Raw genomic sequence first — 16,006 nt, 5'->3', positions numbered from 1 at the left:
TAGATGCTATGCCCAATATATTATTAGTCGAGGATGACACTACATTTTCACAAATACTGGAAGGCTTTTTAAAAAAGCACGGCCATGAAGTGGATGCTGTCTATAACGTAAAGAGCGGCATTAAGGCGCTGGAAAAAAAAGAATATGACCTGCTGCTGCTGGACTATCGTCTTACAGACGGTAACGGCCTTGAAGTGCTGGCAGCCACCAAAGAGCGGGGCATGCAGATACCGGCTATCATCATGACCAGCTTCAATGACGTACGCACCGCCGTACAGGCCATGCGTTCAGGCGCCTTTGATTATATCACCAAGCCGGTGAATGCAGACGAGCTGCTGCTGGTGCTCAACGAAGCCCTGAACCGTAAGGTAGAGGAACCGGTGGCCCCGCAGAAAGTAATCTCCGGCTTTATTGAGGGTAAGGGCGAAGCCGCCCACAAACTATATGAATACATCAAACTGGTGGCGCCTACAGACATGTCTGTCATGATCCTGGGCGAAAGCGGCACCGGTAAGGAATACGTGGCCCGCTCCATTCACAGCCTCAGTAAACGGGCCGATAAGCCCTTTATCGCGGTGGATTGCGGAGCGCTGTCCAAAGAGCTGGCCGCCAGCGAGCTGTTTGGCCATGTGAAAGGCGCTTTCACCGGCGCCCTGCAGAATAAGAAAGGGCTTTTCGAAGCAGCCAATGGCGGAACGCTTTTCATGGATGAGGTAGGCAACCTCAGTTACGAGGTGCAAATAAAACTGCTGCGCGCCCTGCAGGAAAGGGTGATACAGCCCATTGGCAGTACCCAGCAGATCAAAGTGGATGTACGTATCATTACCGCTACCAACGAGATGCTGCAGCCCGGCAAAGGCAATTTCAGGGAAGACCTTTATCACCGCCTCAATGAGTTTAAAATGGAGGTGCCGCCCCTGCGCGAAAGAGATGAGGACCTGGAGATCTTTACCCAGCACTTTATCAAAATGGCCAACCAGGAGCTGGGCAAGCATATTAAACGCCTCTCCTCCGGCGCTATGACCACCTTCCGCCAGTACGACTGGCCGGGCAACCTGCGTGAGCTCAAGAACGTGATCCGCCGGATGGTGTTGCTTACGGACGGGGAAACTGCAGGTATGGAATCACTGCCCGATGAAATGACGCTGTCTGTTAACCAGATGCCCCGGGTGCAGGGCACCGACCTTAAAGCGCTCAACGAGGTAAATGAAAAGGAATTGATCCAGGAAATACTCCGGCAGGTGAAGAATAACAAAAGCAAGGCCGCAAGGCTGCTTAATATTGATCGTAAGACGCTTTATAAAAAGATGGAGAAGTATCAGATTGAGGGATAGAAAGGTGCTCTACCTTATCCAGCAGTATCCTTACCGCATCTGTTAATGTATTCACTTCGGCAATAGCATCCCCGGGAAGCACGGTATCACGCTGTAAGGCGATCTCCAGCATCCGCATCCGGGCTGCCAGTTCCCCGGCCCCTATTTGTGCAGTTCTTCCTGCCATACGGTGCAGCAGCAGGCTGATTTGTTCCATATCCACTTCTTTGGCCGCAGTGCATAACAGTTCCAGGTCGTTCCGGTTATCAGTCACAAAACGGTCCAGTACCTTCTGCAGCAGTTCCTTGTCGCCAAAGGTCAGCTTTTCCAATGCTGCCAGGTCGATGTCATCCTCTTCCTGTTCGTTATCGTAATCGTAAAAGTCTTCTTCCTGCAGCAGGGTATGATCATCCAGCAGGGCCAGGATCTCGCTTTCCCTGAAAGGTTTCATCACCAGGCCGTCAAAACCTTCCTGCAGCACGGCTTCTCTTTCTTCGGGCAGGGCCTGTGCGGTGAGCGCAAAGATCTTCACCTGCTCCGGTATCTGTTTCCGCAGGCGTTTGCAGAGCTCTGCCCCGTTGAGGCCCGGCATCCGCATATCTGCCAGGATGAGTGTTACATTGTCATCCCAGGGCGTATTCAGCAGGGTTTCCGGTAGCTGGAAGCAGGTATGGGAAATACCATGTTTTTCGAAAATAGCGGCACATAAATGCAGGATAAATGGATCGTCGTCTACCACCCATACCTTGCCGGTAAAGCGGCTGGAAGCAGGGATGGTCTCCGTATACTGCTGGGGCGGAGCGCTGAGGGCCTTTATAAATGGCAGCTGTACGGCAAAGCGGGAGCCTGCACCCGGCTCGCTGGTCACTTCTATGGTGCCGTTCTGGGCCTCGGTCAATGCCTTCACGATGCTCAGTCCAAGGCCGGTACCGTTCTGGTGAGAGCTCTCTCCCGCCTGTTCAAACTGGTTGAAGATGCGCCGCACGTCTTTCGGCGTGATGCCCATACCGGTGTCACTGATGGTAAAGGTGAGCACGGTACTACCCGCTTCTTCACCCGGTGCCTCATCCACGGTCAGCCCCACATGTCCTTCTTCTGTGAACTTGATGGCATTGCCAAGCAGGTTATAGAGCATCTGCTTCAGGCGGAAAGGATCTCCGTTGATAAAGCCGTTGCCGGCGATATTATTATGAAGCTCCAGCGCCAGCAGCTTCTTTTCTGCCTGCGGGCGCATCACGGTGATTACTTCTTCCAGTAACTGGTGCAGGTCAAAATCCCGCCGCTCAAAGGTGAACTTGCCGGAGATGATACGGCTGTAGTCCAGTACCTCGTTCACAATATGCAGCAGGTGCTCTGAAGAGTGGAAGATGGCTTCTATATGGCGCTTGGAGGGTTTGTCCTGTTGGCGCAGCAGGTCGGCATAACCGATGATGGACTGCAGCGGTGTACGGATCTCATGGCTCATATTGGCCAGGAAGCGTTGTTTGGCCATGCCGTGGTATTCGGCTTCCTCTTTGGCGATCTCCAGCTGCTGGCGGTAGGCATTGCTTTTGGCAATGTCTGTCAGGATGAAGTATACCAGGATGGCCATCAGCAGCAGGAATACGCCCATAATAACGCTGATCCTCATTACGCTGGTGCTTACCACGTTGCGGGCCTGCACATTATTCTGCGCTTCCTGTTTCACTACTTCCTTCTCCACCTCCTGCAGGATAGACAGCATTTGGCTGGTAAGCACGTTACTGGCGTTGGCCAGTTCTATTTCACGGTTCACAAATCGGCTGCTTTGCAGGCGGCGTTCTTTTTCATAGTCCTGCATGGCCTTTTCCACTTCCCACATAATGCTATCCTGTTTGGCCAGGGCAAGGGTGTCTATCTTCACATTCACTTCCTCTGTCACCATCTTGGTGGGGGCCTGCTTGGGCTGTTCGGCCTGTTCTGATGGTTGCGGCTCCGGTTTCTTTTTGCCGAACAGGCGCGCAAAGAAGCCGCTCTTTACAGCCGGTGCTTCTGTCTTTTCTGCATTTGCAGCAGCAGCGGCAGCAGAGTCGGAAGGGTATATAAAAGTGGTGGATACTTTTTTCTCCGTGGTGATCACCGTACTATCTATTTGCGGGGCATAGTTCAGGATCAGCTCAGACAAGGTCTGTATCTGCTTGGTAAGGTCATTGTTATTTACCAGGCCCTGCCTTACTTGCAGGTAGTTCAGGAACAGCTTGTCCCGCTCCAGCAGCAGCCTTTTCATGGAGTCCAGCCGGATCATCTGTGCAGGGTTGTCGCTATACAGCTCCTGCAGGCTGTCCATGGTCTGGCGCAGGCTTTTGGATTCATTCAGGAAGGTCTTGTAAGAGTTGGCCTTGAGCAGGGCTTGTCTTTTCTGCAGCTGGTCCAGTTGGGTGATGTCGCGGAAGAGGGCATTTACGATCCGCAGTTTTTCATTTGGCTCTGAAAGCTGTTTAACGGTATGCAGCATCTCACGGAAGGCCGTCTGGCTCACGATCCATGCAAGTCCCAGGGCAATACAACCCGCCAGGAAGGCAATAACCACCTTCCCTTTGACAGATCGCATAAAAGAGCTGTTACCGGGATAGTTCATCAATCACATACCATTTATGCGTTCAATAATAAGCCTTTTCGCCCTATTATGGAAGCTTTTTGACGGTTTTTAACGTTTGATTGGGAATTAGTCCATGGTCCATAGCCGATGGTCCATGGCCCATTTTGCTGTATATGTCAGCAATTATCATGCGAGATAATACCATGGACCATCGACTATGGACCATGGACCTTTCACTCATTTCACCAGGCCAGCAAATCGCTGATAAAACAGGGTAGGGCTGCTTTCATGCTTAGGTTCATATTTGCCTGCGATGATCGGTATGTAGATCACCCGGCGGCGGCTTTCTTCCCCGCTGCGTTGTGATTGTGCTACACGGTGCCACAGACGCCCATCATGAACGGTAAGATCGCCGGCTTCCGGCAGGATGGCCACTTCTTCGGGATCTTCTGTATGATCAAGGAAGTACAGTTTCCGGAACAGGAAGTTGAAGAGGTTCTGCCGCTGTGTGCCTGGTATGATACGCAGGCCGCCGTTCTCCGCCTTTTGCGTGCTCAGGTGAAGGCCCACATTCAGCATGGGATTTAAGCGGGTGCCATAGAACAGGTCGCGCAGGCCGTCTGTATGCCAGCCCATTTTGGTAAACTTGCTCAGCGGCCCGCTCACGTAATGGTTGAACACCATGCCGTCCTTTTCATGAGAGCCGATCCGTGCGCCGGGGCCTATCAGGTCCAGGAGCGTGGTGAACCGCGGATCGCGCAACAGGTCGGCCAGCAAGGAAGCATGCTGGTTAATAAATGCAAAACGTTGTACAATGGTATCGCCATTCAGGTCTTTTCCATATTTGATAGGTACCCCGTTCACTTTGGTGACATTACCGGCGATCCATTTACGCTGCACTTCTTCCGAGGCGTCAATAATAGCCTGTACGGTGGCGCGATCAATAAAGTTTTTAAAATGGATAAAACCATATTCTTCGAAGAAATCATGTTGTTCGGAGCTGAGGGTTCCTGACAAGGTAAACCTTGGATACTGCGTGTTCATAGACAATGATTGTTTTAATAGCTTGAAAAGACAGGGCGCCTGCTGCCATCAATGGCGGCGGGTGCGGTGAATGATGTTAATAAAAGCTGGTGGAGATAAGGAGATTAACAACAACAACCAGTGCTGCAATGTTGCCTGGCCGTTAAGATAAGTAAGCGTATCGTAGTAGTTGAGTGCATTTATTAGTCTACTATATTGGTAGGGTAAAGGTAGGTAATTATTTGGAAAAACAATCAGGGCGCTAAATTTTTTTCAGGATGCTATTTGGTTTTGTACAGCCCTGCCGCTATGCGCTCGATCATTGCTTTGGGTAAAAACCTGGCGCCCAGGGTGCTGATCACATTCAGCGCGCCGGGGATAATCTCTGCTTTCCCGGCAAATAATCCCTTCAATGCTTTTTCTGCTACCGCTTCGGGCGTCATGCCGAACTTTTCTGCCGTGGCCTGTACGGCCTGCATTTTAGCCCGTTCGATAAAATGGGTGTTCACCGGGCCGGGACAAAGGCAGCTTACCATGATCTGTGTGCGTTTAAGCTCATAGCGCAGGCCCCGGGTGAAGCTTAGCATGAATGATTTGGATGCTGCATAGAGTGTCATGGTAGGTACCGCCTGGGAGGCAGCTGTACTGCTCACATTTAATATATAGGCCCTGGGGTGCTCCTTCAGTAAAGGGATCATATGATAGGTAAGCTCCACGGGCAGTTGCATATTAAGCTGCAGCATATTGCACTGATCGTTCAGCGGCAGTTCGTCAAAGTATCCCCACACGCCGTAGCCTGCATTGTTTACCAGCAGGCTTACCTTGAACTGTTGCTCCAGGCACCAGTTGCGTACCTGCTGCGCCGCATCAGGCAGGCTAAGGTCCAGCGCCAGGTAATGTGCCTGAATATCATGTGTTGCTGCCAGTGTTGTTGCTAATGTTGCTAAATCTGCGGAAGAGCGGGCTACCAGTAAGAGGTTATATTTACGGCGGGCCAGCGATGTTGCCAGTGAGCGGCCAATCCCCTTGCTGGCACCTGTAATAAGGGCATATGAAGACATGCTGTTAATTTAGAATTTTTTTGTATTATTATCCATCCTCCTTTTCAAACACTTAATTTATTTAGGCCGGTGCATGCAGCTGATAGCCATATAATATGGTGGAATGCGTTTAAACAAGGCGATTGGGAAGCTTATACGGCTTTGTATGAGGAATTTTATGCCCCCCTGAATAACTATGGCGCGAAGTTCACTGAAGATACCGACCTGGTACAAGACGCGATCCACGATCTGTTTGTACAGCTATGGACGTCCCGCAACAATCTTGGTGCACCGGCATCTGTAAAGAATTATCTTTTTAAGTCCCTCCGCACCATGCTGTTCCGCAAAATGCAGTCGCAGTCCAAACTGGTGAACCTGGATGGCGTTCTATCCAGCGGCAGCTTTCATGTTACCTTTAAACAGGAGCTGTCTTTAAAGATGGAGGAACAGGAGCTGCGGACGCAGGTGGCCGCTATGGTAGGACAGCTGTCAGACCGCCAGCAGGAAATCGTCTTCCTGCGTTTCTATGAAGGCGCTTCTTACGATGAAATAGCAGATATTATGGGCATCAGCACCAACTCTGCCTACAAGCTATTATATAAGGCCCTGGAGAGCCTGCAGCGTATTTTAAATAAACGCTCTTTTGCCCTGCTGTGCTGCATTTTGCTCCAAAGTGACATTATTTTTAAATTTTTTCCGGATTGGGAGGGATAATTTTTCCTCCTTTTGTCTATTAGTATTAAACAGCTCATTCGTGCATGCAAAACGACAGATACATCTCATATACATTTCAGGATTTTCTGGACGATGATGCTTTTGTCAAATGGGCGAATGGCGCTGTGGCAAATGATACGGAAACGGCCCGCTTCTGGGAAGCGTTTCCCCTGGTATACCCTGCCGCCGCAGAAAATTTCAGACAGGCGATGCAGTTTATCCATGCTTACCGTACACAGGATACTATCACAGCAGACGAACGCAAGGCGCAGCTCCTGTCACGGATCACTGCAACGATAAAGGAACAGCCTGTTATCGCCACAACAGCACGCGTAAAATGGCTGCGGCCCTGGATGAAGATCGCAGCTACCCTGCTGCTGGTAGCGGCCACGGGCCTGCTGGCACTGCAGCTGCTGCAGCGCAAACAGAAGATTGCTACTGATTATGGCGAAAAAAGGACCATCATCCTGCCAGATCATTCTGTTGTAATATTAAATGCAAACTCAAGCCTGCATTATGCAGACAAATGGGATACCACCACTCCCCGTGAAGTATGGCTGGAAGGCGAGGCCTTCTTTGATGTGGCCCATATCAATAAAGATACACAGCGCGTAAAACCCTATCAGCGTTTCATCGTGCACAGCGACGGCATTAACATAGAGGTATTGGGCACCTCCTTCAATGTGAAGAGCCGGCGCGGTAAAACCAACATCGGACTAGTTACAGGAAAAATAAAAGTCGAAAACTCCGGTAATTCCGATAGGCCGGCTATCGTGATGTTACCAGGCGATTATGTAGAATACGGCGGCAAAGCGCTGCTGAGCAACCAAAAATTAGAAAGGCCAGAAAAGCTAAAGGACTGGACCAGGAAGGAAATTATTTTTACCGACGCCACGTTAGAGGAAATTATAGAAACATTGCAAGACAACTATGGCTACACGGTTGAGACGAACAATGACCAAATCCGGCAACTGAAGATCGAAGGTGAGATCAATGTTGCCAATGTAGACGAATTACTGACTGTTATTTCTACTACTCTAACCGTCAAAGTGAACAAATCTTCAGAAAAACATCTGGTGTTTTATTTAAGTAGGTAGCGGGAATTATCTGCTAAAAAAAAAGACATGAGACGAACAGACCAAAATCTTCTTTTGGGCCTCCTTTGCTGTGCCCTCACGTTTGGTATGGGAAAACCTGTAATTGCGCAAAATGATAAAGTGTATGCCTCCCGTCCATCATCTCCATTTCACGTTGTAACCTCCCAGGGTGGAGGATCCAATAGGGCGCCTATTTCTTTAAAGGAAGCATTGGACCGTATACGCAGGTTCCATAACATCAGGATCGCTTACCGCGAAGGCCTGCTGGATGGAAAGACCGTACCGGCCGATCTCCTGGATAAGGCAGAAAAGATGCAGCCGGAAGCGGCGCTTAAACAGCTGTTAATGGATCAGCGCCTGGAATTCAAACGTATTAACGACAAACAGTTTTCCATATTTAATCCGAATGTACATGCAGACAGCCTTTCCAGCCTGTTCAGCATCCTGCTGTTCGCAGACAAGGTAAAAGGGCGCGTAGTGTCATCAAAAGACAATGGGCCTATACCAGGTGCTACCGTCTACGTGAAAGGTGATCCCAATACCGCCACCATGGCGGATGGGGATGGTAACTTCGAGCTGACCCTGAAAGACAGGAACAAAACCGGCCCCCTGGTGCTGGTGATCTCTTCCATCGGGTTCAAGCAGCAGGAGTTCACCGTAAGCGACCCGGAAGCGATGGTCACTATCCAGCTGGAAGACGCCAACAAATCACTGACAGAAGTGGTGGTAACGGCGCTGGGCATACGAAAGGAAAAGAAGGCGGTGCCATTTGCAGTAACTGAGGTAAGCGGCAGTGAATTCACCCGTGCAAGAGAGATCAACGTGGCCAACGCCCTGAGCGGAAAGATCGCCGGTGTGAATGCTACCAGCCTGGCAAGCGGTCCGGGTAGCTCCAGCCGTGTGATCATCCGCGGTAACACCTCGCTGAATGGCGATAACCAGCCATTATATGTGGTGAACGGTATGCCGATCGATAACACGAATCCCGGGGGAAGCCCTACTACCAATGGCGGCGGCCTGAACGTAGACCGCGGCGATGGTATTGCAGGCATCAACCCCGACGATATAGAATCTATGAGCGTATTGAAGGGGGGAGCTGCAGCGGCGCTGTACGGTTCCCGTGCGGCAAATGGTGTAATCCTCATAACGACTAAGAAAGGTAAAGCAAGAAAAGGCATAGGGGTTGACTACAACACAACGTTGACACTGGAAAACCCCGCGGTTATTCCTGACTGGCAGTATGAGTACGGACAAGGTGATGGAGGAGTAAAACCGGCCACCAAGCAGCAGGCCATTGACTGGGGGCGCCGTTCTTTCGGCACCCCTATGGATGGCCAGTTGTACACCCAGTTTGATGGCAAGCAGCATCCGTATTCACCACAAAAGGATAATATCAGGAACTTCTACAATACCGGTACTACCTGGATCAATACCATTGCCTTTACCGGTGGTACGGAGACCATCAACTACCGCTTTTCACTATCCAATACAGACAGTAAAGGCATTCTGCCCAACTCTTCCCTTAATAAGAAGATCGCTAACCTGAATGTGAACGCCTACCTGGGCAAACGGATCAGCATTGAGGCGGTAGCGCAGTATAACGTGGAGGAAGCCAAAAACAGGCCCAGCTCCGGCGATGCGCCCGGCAATCCTAACTGGGCGGTGTACATGATCGCCAATACAGTGGATATCCGCTCCATGAACCCCGGTTATGACAGCAGCGGCCGCGAAGTACAGTGGAATGAAACACCCTATGCCTCCAACTCTTATTTTGTTGTAAACCGTTTTCAGAATAACGACAATAAAAACCGTTTCATCGGACAGGCCAGCATTAAATACGATCTGCTGAGCAACCTGTCTGTAAAAGGTACCGTGGCCCGCGATTTCTTTAACTATGACTTCGTAGGCATCATCCCTACCGGTACGGTATATACGCAGGGCGCTGCAGGCCAGTACAGCGGTAAAAAGATCTCCGTGGCAGAAACCAATGCCATGCTCACCCTGAACTACAACCAGAAGTTCTGGAACACCGTAGGCCTGAACTTCCTGGCTGGCGCCAACCGCCGCAGGTATTCCAGCGATATGACAGAGATAGACGGTTCCCAGTTTGTAATACCGTTCTTCTATAGCTATACCAACCTGGCAACGGTTACTACCAAGCCTACCAGGAACCGCACCGGCACCAATTCCTGGTTTGCCTCTGCCGACCTGGATTATAAATCCATCATATTCCTGACATTGACCGGCAGGCAGGACTGGTTCTCTACCCTGAGCCCGAGGAACAACAGCATTGTTTACCCGGCCGTAGGTACCAGCTTTATACTGTCTGATGCCGTGAAGCTGCCCGCCTTTGTGAACTTCGCAAAACTGCGTGCTTCCTGGGCGCAGGTGGGTGGCGCTACACCTGATCCCTACATCCTGAACCAGACTTACACCAGCGTACAGGGCGGCCACCTGGGCCAACCGGTACAGCAGATCACCACCTCTAACAACGTGAACCTGGTAACCAATTCCAGCCTGAAACCGCTGACGGCTACCACCTATGAGGCTGGCCTGGAAGCGCAGTTCCTGGACAACCGCCTGGGCATGGACCTTACCTTCTATAATCGTAAGACCACTAATGATATAGTACGTACGGCCATCTCCCGCGCCTCCGGTTATAACGACGCCCTGCTGAATGTAGGCGAGCTGACCAACAAGGGCGTGGAACTGCTGCTCACCGGCACACCGGTGAAGCGTAAGGACTTCTCCTGGGATGTAAGCTATAACGTTGCCTACAACAAAAGTGAAGTGGTAAAACTGGCCGAAGGCCTGAACACCATAGAAATGGCAGCGAGTGTGGGCGGATGGGCTTTTGTGCACAATGCAGTGGGTCGCCCCTATGGCATCATCAAAGGCTATAAGATGCAGCGTAATGAAAAAGGCCAGATCATCTACGGCTCTAACGGTTACCCGCTGAAGAGCGAGCTGACAGAACTGGGCAGCGGCGTACCACCGTGGACCATGGGCCTTACCAATACTTTCAACTACAAACGCCTCTCATTTGAATTTTTGGTAGATGGTAAGTTCGGCAATAAGGTATTCTCTACCATGGACGTTTATGCTACCCGTTTTGGCTTGCATAAACAAACACTGCCTGGCAGGGAATCAGGGCTGGCGCTGGATGGTGTGGACGCTTCGGGTAATGCGAACCCGCATACCATCCCGGTATCTGCATTACGCCTGTACTATGATAACCTGAAGAACTATACCGAACTGTTTGTGCAGGATGGCAGCTTTGTAAAGCTGCGCCAGGTGATCCTGAGCTACCAGCTGCCGATCTCCCATATCTATAAACTGAAAATGGAATCAGCAGCCGTGTCCTTTGTGGCGCGTAACCTGTTCATCTTATACAAGCAGACAGACAATTTTGATCCTGAATCAAGCTACACTAACGGTAACGCACAAGGCTTTGAAGCCTTTGGTGTGCCACGTACCAGGAGCTATGGTTTTAACCTGATGGTGAAATTCTGATTTCTTCACGCTTACATCAAAGAGACTATGTTAAGAAGCATTAACAAACTGATATATGTTGCTGTAATGGGGGTGTTGGCATTGCAGGCCTGTGATAAAGGTTTTGAGGAAATGAACACCAATCCCGACGCTTCTCCCAATGCGCAGCCTGAATTCCTGTTCAGTAAGGCGCTGATGGATGGGGTAAGCGGAGGCTACGGCACTACCATCACTACCTGGTATTCTACCAGCATGGTATGCGCGGGCGGCGCCATTCAACACTATGCCACTTACAAAGATGTGCCCGGGCTGGGCGATAAATATTATTTTCAGCAGGGCAGTTATCCCTATGCTTATTTCGAGAATACTTATCCCGGGGCAGTCAACGAAGTGAATTCCGTGATCAATGCCCTGCAGCAGGATGCTGCCGTGAATGTGAACAAACTTTCCATCGCCCGTATATGGCGCGTGTATATCATGCACCGCATCACAGATCTTTTCGGGGATGTGCCTTATACCGATGCAGTAAAAGGCTATACGGAGAATAATTTCACCCCCGCTTATGACCAGCAGTCAGCTATCTATCCTAACATGCTGAAAGAGCTGGATGAAGCGGCCGCCGCTTTTAATGCTGCACAGCCCAGCTTTGGGGCCGGCGACTTTATTTACAACGGCAATATCACACAGTGGAAAAAGCTGGCCTATTCCCTCATGCTGCGCCTGGGCATGCGCCTTACCAAGGTAGACCCGGCAACGGCACAAACATGGGTGCAAAAAGCCATTGCCGGCGGTGTGATCACCACTGATGGCGACAGGGCCACCATGAAGTATGCAGACGGTCCGCAGACCTACAACCAGAACCCCGCATCCTACGATATGCTGAGCAACAATTTTGCGGCGGCCAATGGCGACGGTAATACGGAGGGCGGCAAGTATGCCAAAACATTGATTGACTACCTGAAAACCAATAATGATCCCCGTCTCAATGTCATCGCAGTAGTATGGGTAGGCGGCAAGCCGGATACCAGTACTGCCTTGCAGAAAGGTATGCCTAACGGCCTGCTGGGTAAGCCGGCTGATTTTGTGAGCTATTCAGAGCCCAATCCCAACACGGTACTGCTGAAAGCTGCACCCTTTATTATCATGAGCGCTGCTGAAATGAACCTTTTGCTGGCGGAAGCTTCAGCCCGTGGATGGTATGCAGGCGACGCAGCAGCAGCTTATGAAAATGGGATCAGCGCCGCTATGCGTAACTGGTCAATATTCGGCGCCGGTGGCGTGATCAGCAACGAACGTATCAGCGCTTACCTGGCTGGCCATACCTTTAACAGCGGCGGTACCCTGAACGAGAAACTGAACCAGATCCACACCCAGATGTGGGTAGCCCTCCTGATAGACGAACAGGAGGCCTGGTCTAACTGGCGCCGTACCAACTTCCCCGTACTGACGCCGGTGAACATCCCGGGCAATATTACTAACGGGACCATCCCCCGGCGCCTGATCTATCCCCCCTCGGAAGAAAGCGTGAACAACGCCAACTTCCAGCAGGCAGTTCAGCGCCAGGGTCCGAACGAATTCACCACCCGTATATGGTGGGATAAATAACAGCTTTTAGCCATTAGCTGTCAGCGTTTAGTGAATGCTGGCAGCTAATAGCTAATTCAGATTATGATAAACAGTTTTAGCTTTTAGGTGTTAGTCTTTAGGTAATCCCGCAGCTAACAGCCAGAAGCTAACAGCTAAAAGCTAAATTTTAGTTTATGATAAACGAAAGAAGAAACGTCATTAAGAAACTGTTCACGTCTATCGCAGGTATTGCCGGTTTCGGCGCAGTAGCCAAAGCTGCCTCCACCGCCACATTCAACAAACAGGCCCAGGGCGTGGTGTATGACCAGGAAAAGCCGCTGTTCTCCAGCATTACCAAGCACAATGGCTTTGTTTTTATCGCCGGCATCGGGGCGCATTTCGAAGGCGATATTAAGTCTCACACGGATCATGTACTGAAGGAAATGGAAACACAGCTGAAAAAAGCCGGTACCTCCATGGACAAAGTGCTGAAAGTGAGCGTTTTCCTGCACGACCTGAATGATTACAAAGGCATGAACGAGGTATTTCGCGGACGCTTTGGCGACAACCCGCCGGTACGCACTACGGTGGCAGTATATGGCGGCGTGCCGGGCAACTCATTGGTAGAAATGGACTGCATCGCTGCAGAATAAACTGATCTTAAATAGCAGTATATGATCTCTCGCAGGAATTTAATAAAGAATCTTTCTGCCGTTCCCCTATTGGGTGGACTGGCAGGCACCACTAAAGTGCTTCCCTTCCTGGAAGAAGCGCCGGCAGCCGGCAAAGATTATTTCAAGGAACTGGGCGTACGCACGTTTATCAATGCCGCAGGCACCTATACCGCGATGACCGGCTCCCTGATGCTGCCGGAAGTGCTGCAGGCCATTCAGTATGCATCCAAAGAATATGTGATGCTGGATGAGATCCAGGATAAGGCAGGCCAGCGCATTGCTTCCCTGGTGCGCAGCGAGTATGCCGTGGTGACCTCAGGTGCATTCTCCGCCATTACCCTCGGCCTCACCGGTGTGCTGGCCGGTATGGATGAAAAGAAAGTGGCGATGGTGCCATACCTGGAAGGCAGCGGCATGAAAACGGAAGTGATCATGCAGAAAGCGCACGACATTCCCTACGCACATGCCCTGAAGAACACCGGCGTAAAGGTGATCATGATAGAAACCCGGGAAGAGCTGGAGAAGGCCATCAATGACCAGACCGCCATGCTCTTTTTTGTGAACGCCAATAACTTTGAGGGAAAGATCCTGGTGGAAGACTGGATCAAGATCGCCAAAGACCATAACCTCCCCGCCATGATCGACTGCGCCGCAGATGTGCCGCCGGTAGAGAACCTCTGGCGATACACCGAAATGGGATACGACATGGTTTGTTTTTCCGGCGGTAAGGGCATCCGTGGCCCGCAAAGCGCAGGCCTTCTCTTAGGTAAGGAAAAGTACCTCAAGGCGGCGAGGTTAAGCATGCCTCCCCGGGGCAACACCATTGGGCGTGGTATGAAAATAAATAAGGAAGAGATCCTGGGCATGATGGTAGCGCTGGAAATGTATGTAGCCCGCGACCATGCCAGGGAATGGAAACAATGGGAAAGCCAGATCGCCCTGATAGGTGATGCCGCCAAATCTGTACCGGGCGTAATGGTGGAAGTAAAAGTACCGGCTGTAGCCAATCACATTCCCACCCTCCACGTTTCATGGGATGCGCAAGTGCCCCATACCGCCGCGCAATTAAGGGAGAAGCTGCGCAACGGAAACCCATCTATCGAAGTAGCAGACGGACATTATAAGGATAAACAAAGCATCAGCATCACCACCTGGATGCTGGTACCCGGACAGGAAAAGATCGTAGCAGCAAAATTGAAGGAAGCGCTGTCTGCAGTGTCCTAACATTTAAAATATATCGGATGAAAAGATTCATGAAGAACGGGTGCCTGCTCTTCGCAGGCATACTGTTTTTCAGCGGAGCAAGTATTGCACAGCAATACAGCCTGCTTATCAAAGGCGGCCACGTCATCGACCCGAAGAACAACATTGACCGTGTGATGGATATCGCCATGAACGGTGACTCCATCGCCGCAGTAGCAACCAGCATCAACCCGTCAACGGCCAGGCAGGTGATCAATGCCGAAGGCCTGTATGTTACGCCCGGCTTGATAGACATGCACACCCATAATTTTGCAGGCACAGAAGAAAACCGTTACCTCAATAACAGCTACATTGCCGTAGCGCCGGACGGTTTCACCTTCCGTTGCGGGGTAACCACCGTAGTGGATGCAGGCAGCGCCGGCTGGAAGAACTTTGAGCTGTTTAAAAAGCAGACCATCATGCACTCGCAAACACGGGTGCTGGCATTTCTGAACATAGTAGGAGAGGGCATGCGTGGCGGCGTGTATGAACAAAATGCAGCAGATATGGACGCAAAGATGACCGCCCTCACTATCCTGCATAATAAGGCCTACCTGGTAGGCATTAAGCTGGCGCATTATGTAGGCGCAGAGTGGACGCCGGTTGACCGCGCCGTGGAAGCAGGCAAGATGGCCAACGTGCCGGTGATGGTGGACTTCGGCTCACAACAGCCCCCCTTATCACTGGAGGCATTGTTCATGGAGCACCTGCGGCCGGGAGATATATTCACCCACGCCTACGCACAATTGAAAAGCCGCCAGGCGATCGTAAATGCAAAGGGCATCCTGGAACCTTTTGCAAAAACCGCCCGCGAGAAAGGGATCATTTTTGATGTAGGACATGGCGGGGCCAGCTTTGCTTTCTCACAGGCAGTGCCTGCGATGAAAGCCGGCTTCTTTCCTTCAACGATCAGCACGGATATTCACACCACCAGTATGAACGCCGGTATGAAAGATATGCTGAACGTAATGTCCAAATGCCTGAACCTGGGCATGGATGTAGCAGCCGTCATAAAAGCTTCCACCTGGGAGCCGGCTAAAGCTATTAAACATGAAGAGCTGGGGCACCTGTCAAAAGGAGCCGTGGCAGATATCGCCATCCTGCGATTGGTGAAAGGCAGGTTCGGTTTCATTGATGCGATCAACTGCCGCCTGGATGGCAACCAGAAACTGGAATGTGAGCTAACTTTGCGGGCAGGCAAGGTGGTGTACGACCTGAATGGCCTGGCCAGCACGCCTTATGACCCGGCGGCGGTGATGTCGGCAGAAGATCCCGGAGATCATTGATT

The 16,006-nt window shown here is 51.1% G+C and carries 11 protein-coding genes; 8 read left to right on the top strand and 3 right to left on the bottom strand.

Features of this window, described 5'->3' with window-relative positions:
• Positions 1-8: 8 nt before the first annotated feature.
• Positions 9-1,334 carry a sigma-54-dependent transcriptional regulator gene (locus ACR9Y8_RS15245; RefSeq protein WP_481214104.1) on the top strand — a complete coding sequence of 442 codons (1,326 nt, stop codon included), beginning with the start codon at positions 9-11 and terminating at the stop codon, positions 1,332-1,334.
• On the opposite strand, the gene ACR9Y8_RS15240 is transcribed toward ACR9Y8_RS15245, so the two are convergent.
• The 3 genes from ACR9Y8_RS15240 to ACR9Y8_RS15230 form a co-directional block, all read right to left on the bottom strand.
• The gene (locus tag ACR9Y8_RS15240; protein WP_481214103.1) at positions 1,276-3,882 is read right to left on the bottom strand and encodes an ATP-binding protein; all 2,607 of its coding nucleotides are present in this window, start codon (positions 3,880-3,882) and stop codon (positions 1,276-1,278) included. The two genes, ACR9Y8_RS15245 and ACR9Y8_RS15240, sit on opposite strands and share 59 nt — an antisense overlap.
• 225 nt (positions 3,883-4,107) lie before the next feature.
• The gene (locus tag ACR9Y8_RS15235; RefSeq protein WP_481214102.1) at positions 4,108-4,914 is read right to left on the bottom strand and encodes a phytanoyl-CoA dioxygenase family protein; all 807 of its coding nucleotides are present in this window, start codon (positions 4,912-4,914) and stop codon (positions 4,108-4,110) included.
• Positions 4,915-5,174: 260 nt separating this feature from the next.
• Positions 5,175-5,954: an SDR family NAD(P)-dependent oxidoreductase gene (locus tag ACR9Y8_RS15230; protein ID WP_481214101.1), complete on the bottom strand. Its 780-nt coding sequence runs from the start codon at positions 5,952-5,954 to the stop codon at positions 5,175-5,177.
• 69 nt (positions 5,955-6,023) lie between these two features.
• Here ACR9Y8_RS15230 and ACR9Y8_RS15225 point away from each other — a divergent pair, with 69 nt between their 5' ends.
• The 7 genes from ACR9Y8_RS15225 to ACR9Y8_RS15195 all read left to right on the top strand — a co-directional run bounded on the left by ACR9Y8_RS15225 (position 6,024) and on the right by ACR9Y8_RS15195 (position 16,004).
• Positions 6,024-6,647 carry an RNA polymerase sigma factor gene (locus ACR9Y8_RS15225; protein WP_481214100.1) on the top strand — a complete coding sequence of 208 codons (624 nt, stop codon included), beginning with the start codon at positions 6,024-6,026 and terminating at the stop codon, positions 6,645-6,647.
• Between the two features lie 44 nt (positions 6,648-6,691).
• Positions 6,692-7,744 (top strand): FecR family protein, encoded by a 1,053-nt coding sequence (locus ACR9Y8_RS15220; protein WP_481214099.1) that lies wholly within the window; start codon positions 6,692-6,694, stop codon positions 7,742-7,744.
• Between the two features lie 27 nt (positions 7,745-7,771).
• Complete coding sequence (locus ACR9Y8_RS15215) at positions 7,772-11,257, top strand: SusC/RagA family TonB-linked outer membrane protein (RefSeq protein ID WP_481214098.1); 3,486 nt, start codon at positions 7,772-7,774, stop codon at positions 11,255-11,257.
• Positions 11,258-11,284: 27 nt separating this feature from the next.
• Positions 11,285-12,841 carry a SusD/RagB family nutrient-binding outer membrane lipoprotein gene (locus ACR9Y8_RS15210; protein ID WP_481214097.1) on the top strand — a complete coding sequence of 519 codons (1,557 nt, stop codon included), beginning with the start codon at positions 11,285-11,287 and terminating at the stop codon, positions 12,839-12,841.
• 155 nt (positions 12,842-12,996) lie between these two features.
• Positions 12,997-13,455, top strand: coding sequence for a RidA family protein (locus ACR9Y8_RS15205; RefSeq protein ID WP_481214096.1), 459 nt, complete (start codon positions 12,997-12,999; stop codon positions 13,453-13,455).
• A gap of 21 nt (positions 13,456-13,476) precedes the next feature.
• The gene (locus ACR9Y8_RS15200; RefSeq protein ID WP_481214095.1) at positions 13,477-14,700 is read left to right on the top strand and encodes an aminotransferase class V-fold PLP-dependent enzyme; all 1,224 of its coding nucleotides are present in this window, start codon (positions 13,477-13,479) and stop codon (positions 14,698-14,700) included.
• A gap of 17 nt (positions 14,701-14,717) precedes the next feature.
• Positions 14,718-16,004, top strand: a complete 1,287-nt coding sequence (locus ACR9Y8_RS15195) for an amidohydrolase/deacetylase family metallohydrolase (RefSeq protein ID WP_481214094.1) — start codon at positions 14,718-14,720, stop codon at positions 16,002-16,004.
• Positions 16,005-16,006: the final 2 nt, after the last annotated feature.

This window comes from Chitinophaga sp. SVR4-12A, assembly GCF_056754765.1.
The sequence above is the reverse complement of the archived record's forward strand: the minus strand, read 5'-3'. Positions and strand labels throughout refer to the sequence as shown.

What these genes read in the sequence shown, in the direction of transcription:
- ACR9Y8_RS15245 (WP_481214104.1), top strand. Translation starts at nt 9, where the DNA reads ATGCCCAATATATTATTAGTCGAGGATGACACTACATTTTCACAAATA.
- ACR9Y8_RS15240 (WP_481214103.1), bottom strand. Translation starts at nt 3,882, where the DNA reads ATGCGATCTGTCAAAGGGAAGGTGGTTATTGCCTTCCTGGCGGGTTGT.
- ACR9Y8_RS15235 (WP_481214102.1), bottom strand. Translation starts at nt 4,914, where the DNA reads ATGAACACGCAGTATCCAAGGTTTACCTTGTCAGGAACCCTCAGCTCC.
- ACR9Y8_RS15230 (WP_481214101.1), bottom strand. Translation starts at nt 5,954, where the DNA reads ATGTCTTCATATGCCCTTATTACAGGTGCCAGCAAGGGGATTGGCCGC.
- ACR9Y8_RS15220 (WP_481214099.1), top strand. Translation starts at nt 6,692, where the DNA reads ATGCAAAACGACAGATACATCTCATATACATTTCAGGATTTTCTGGAC.
- ACR9Y8_RS15215 (WP_481214098.1), top strand. Translation starts at nt 7,772, where the DNA reads ATGAGACGAACAGACCAAAATCTTCTTTTGGGCCTCCTTTGCTGTGCC.
- ACR9Y8_RS15210 (WP_481214097.1), top strand. Translation starts at nt 11,285, where the DNA reads ATGTTAAGAAGCATTAACAAACTGATATATGTTGCTGTAATGGGGGTG.
- ACR9Y8_RS15205 (WP_481214096.1), top strand. Translation starts at nt 12,997, where the DNA reads ATGATAAACGAAAGAAGAAACGTCATTAAGAAACTGTTCACGTCTATC.
- ACR9Y8_RS15200 (WP_481214095.1), top strand. Translation starts at nt 13,477, where the DNA reads ATGATCTCTCGCAGGAATTTAATAAAGAATCTTTCTGCCGTTCCCCTA.
- ACR9Y8_RS15195 (WP_481214094.1), top strand. Translation starts at nt 14,718, where the DNA reads ATGAAAAGATTCATGAAGAACGGGTGCCTGCTCTTCGCAGGCATACTG.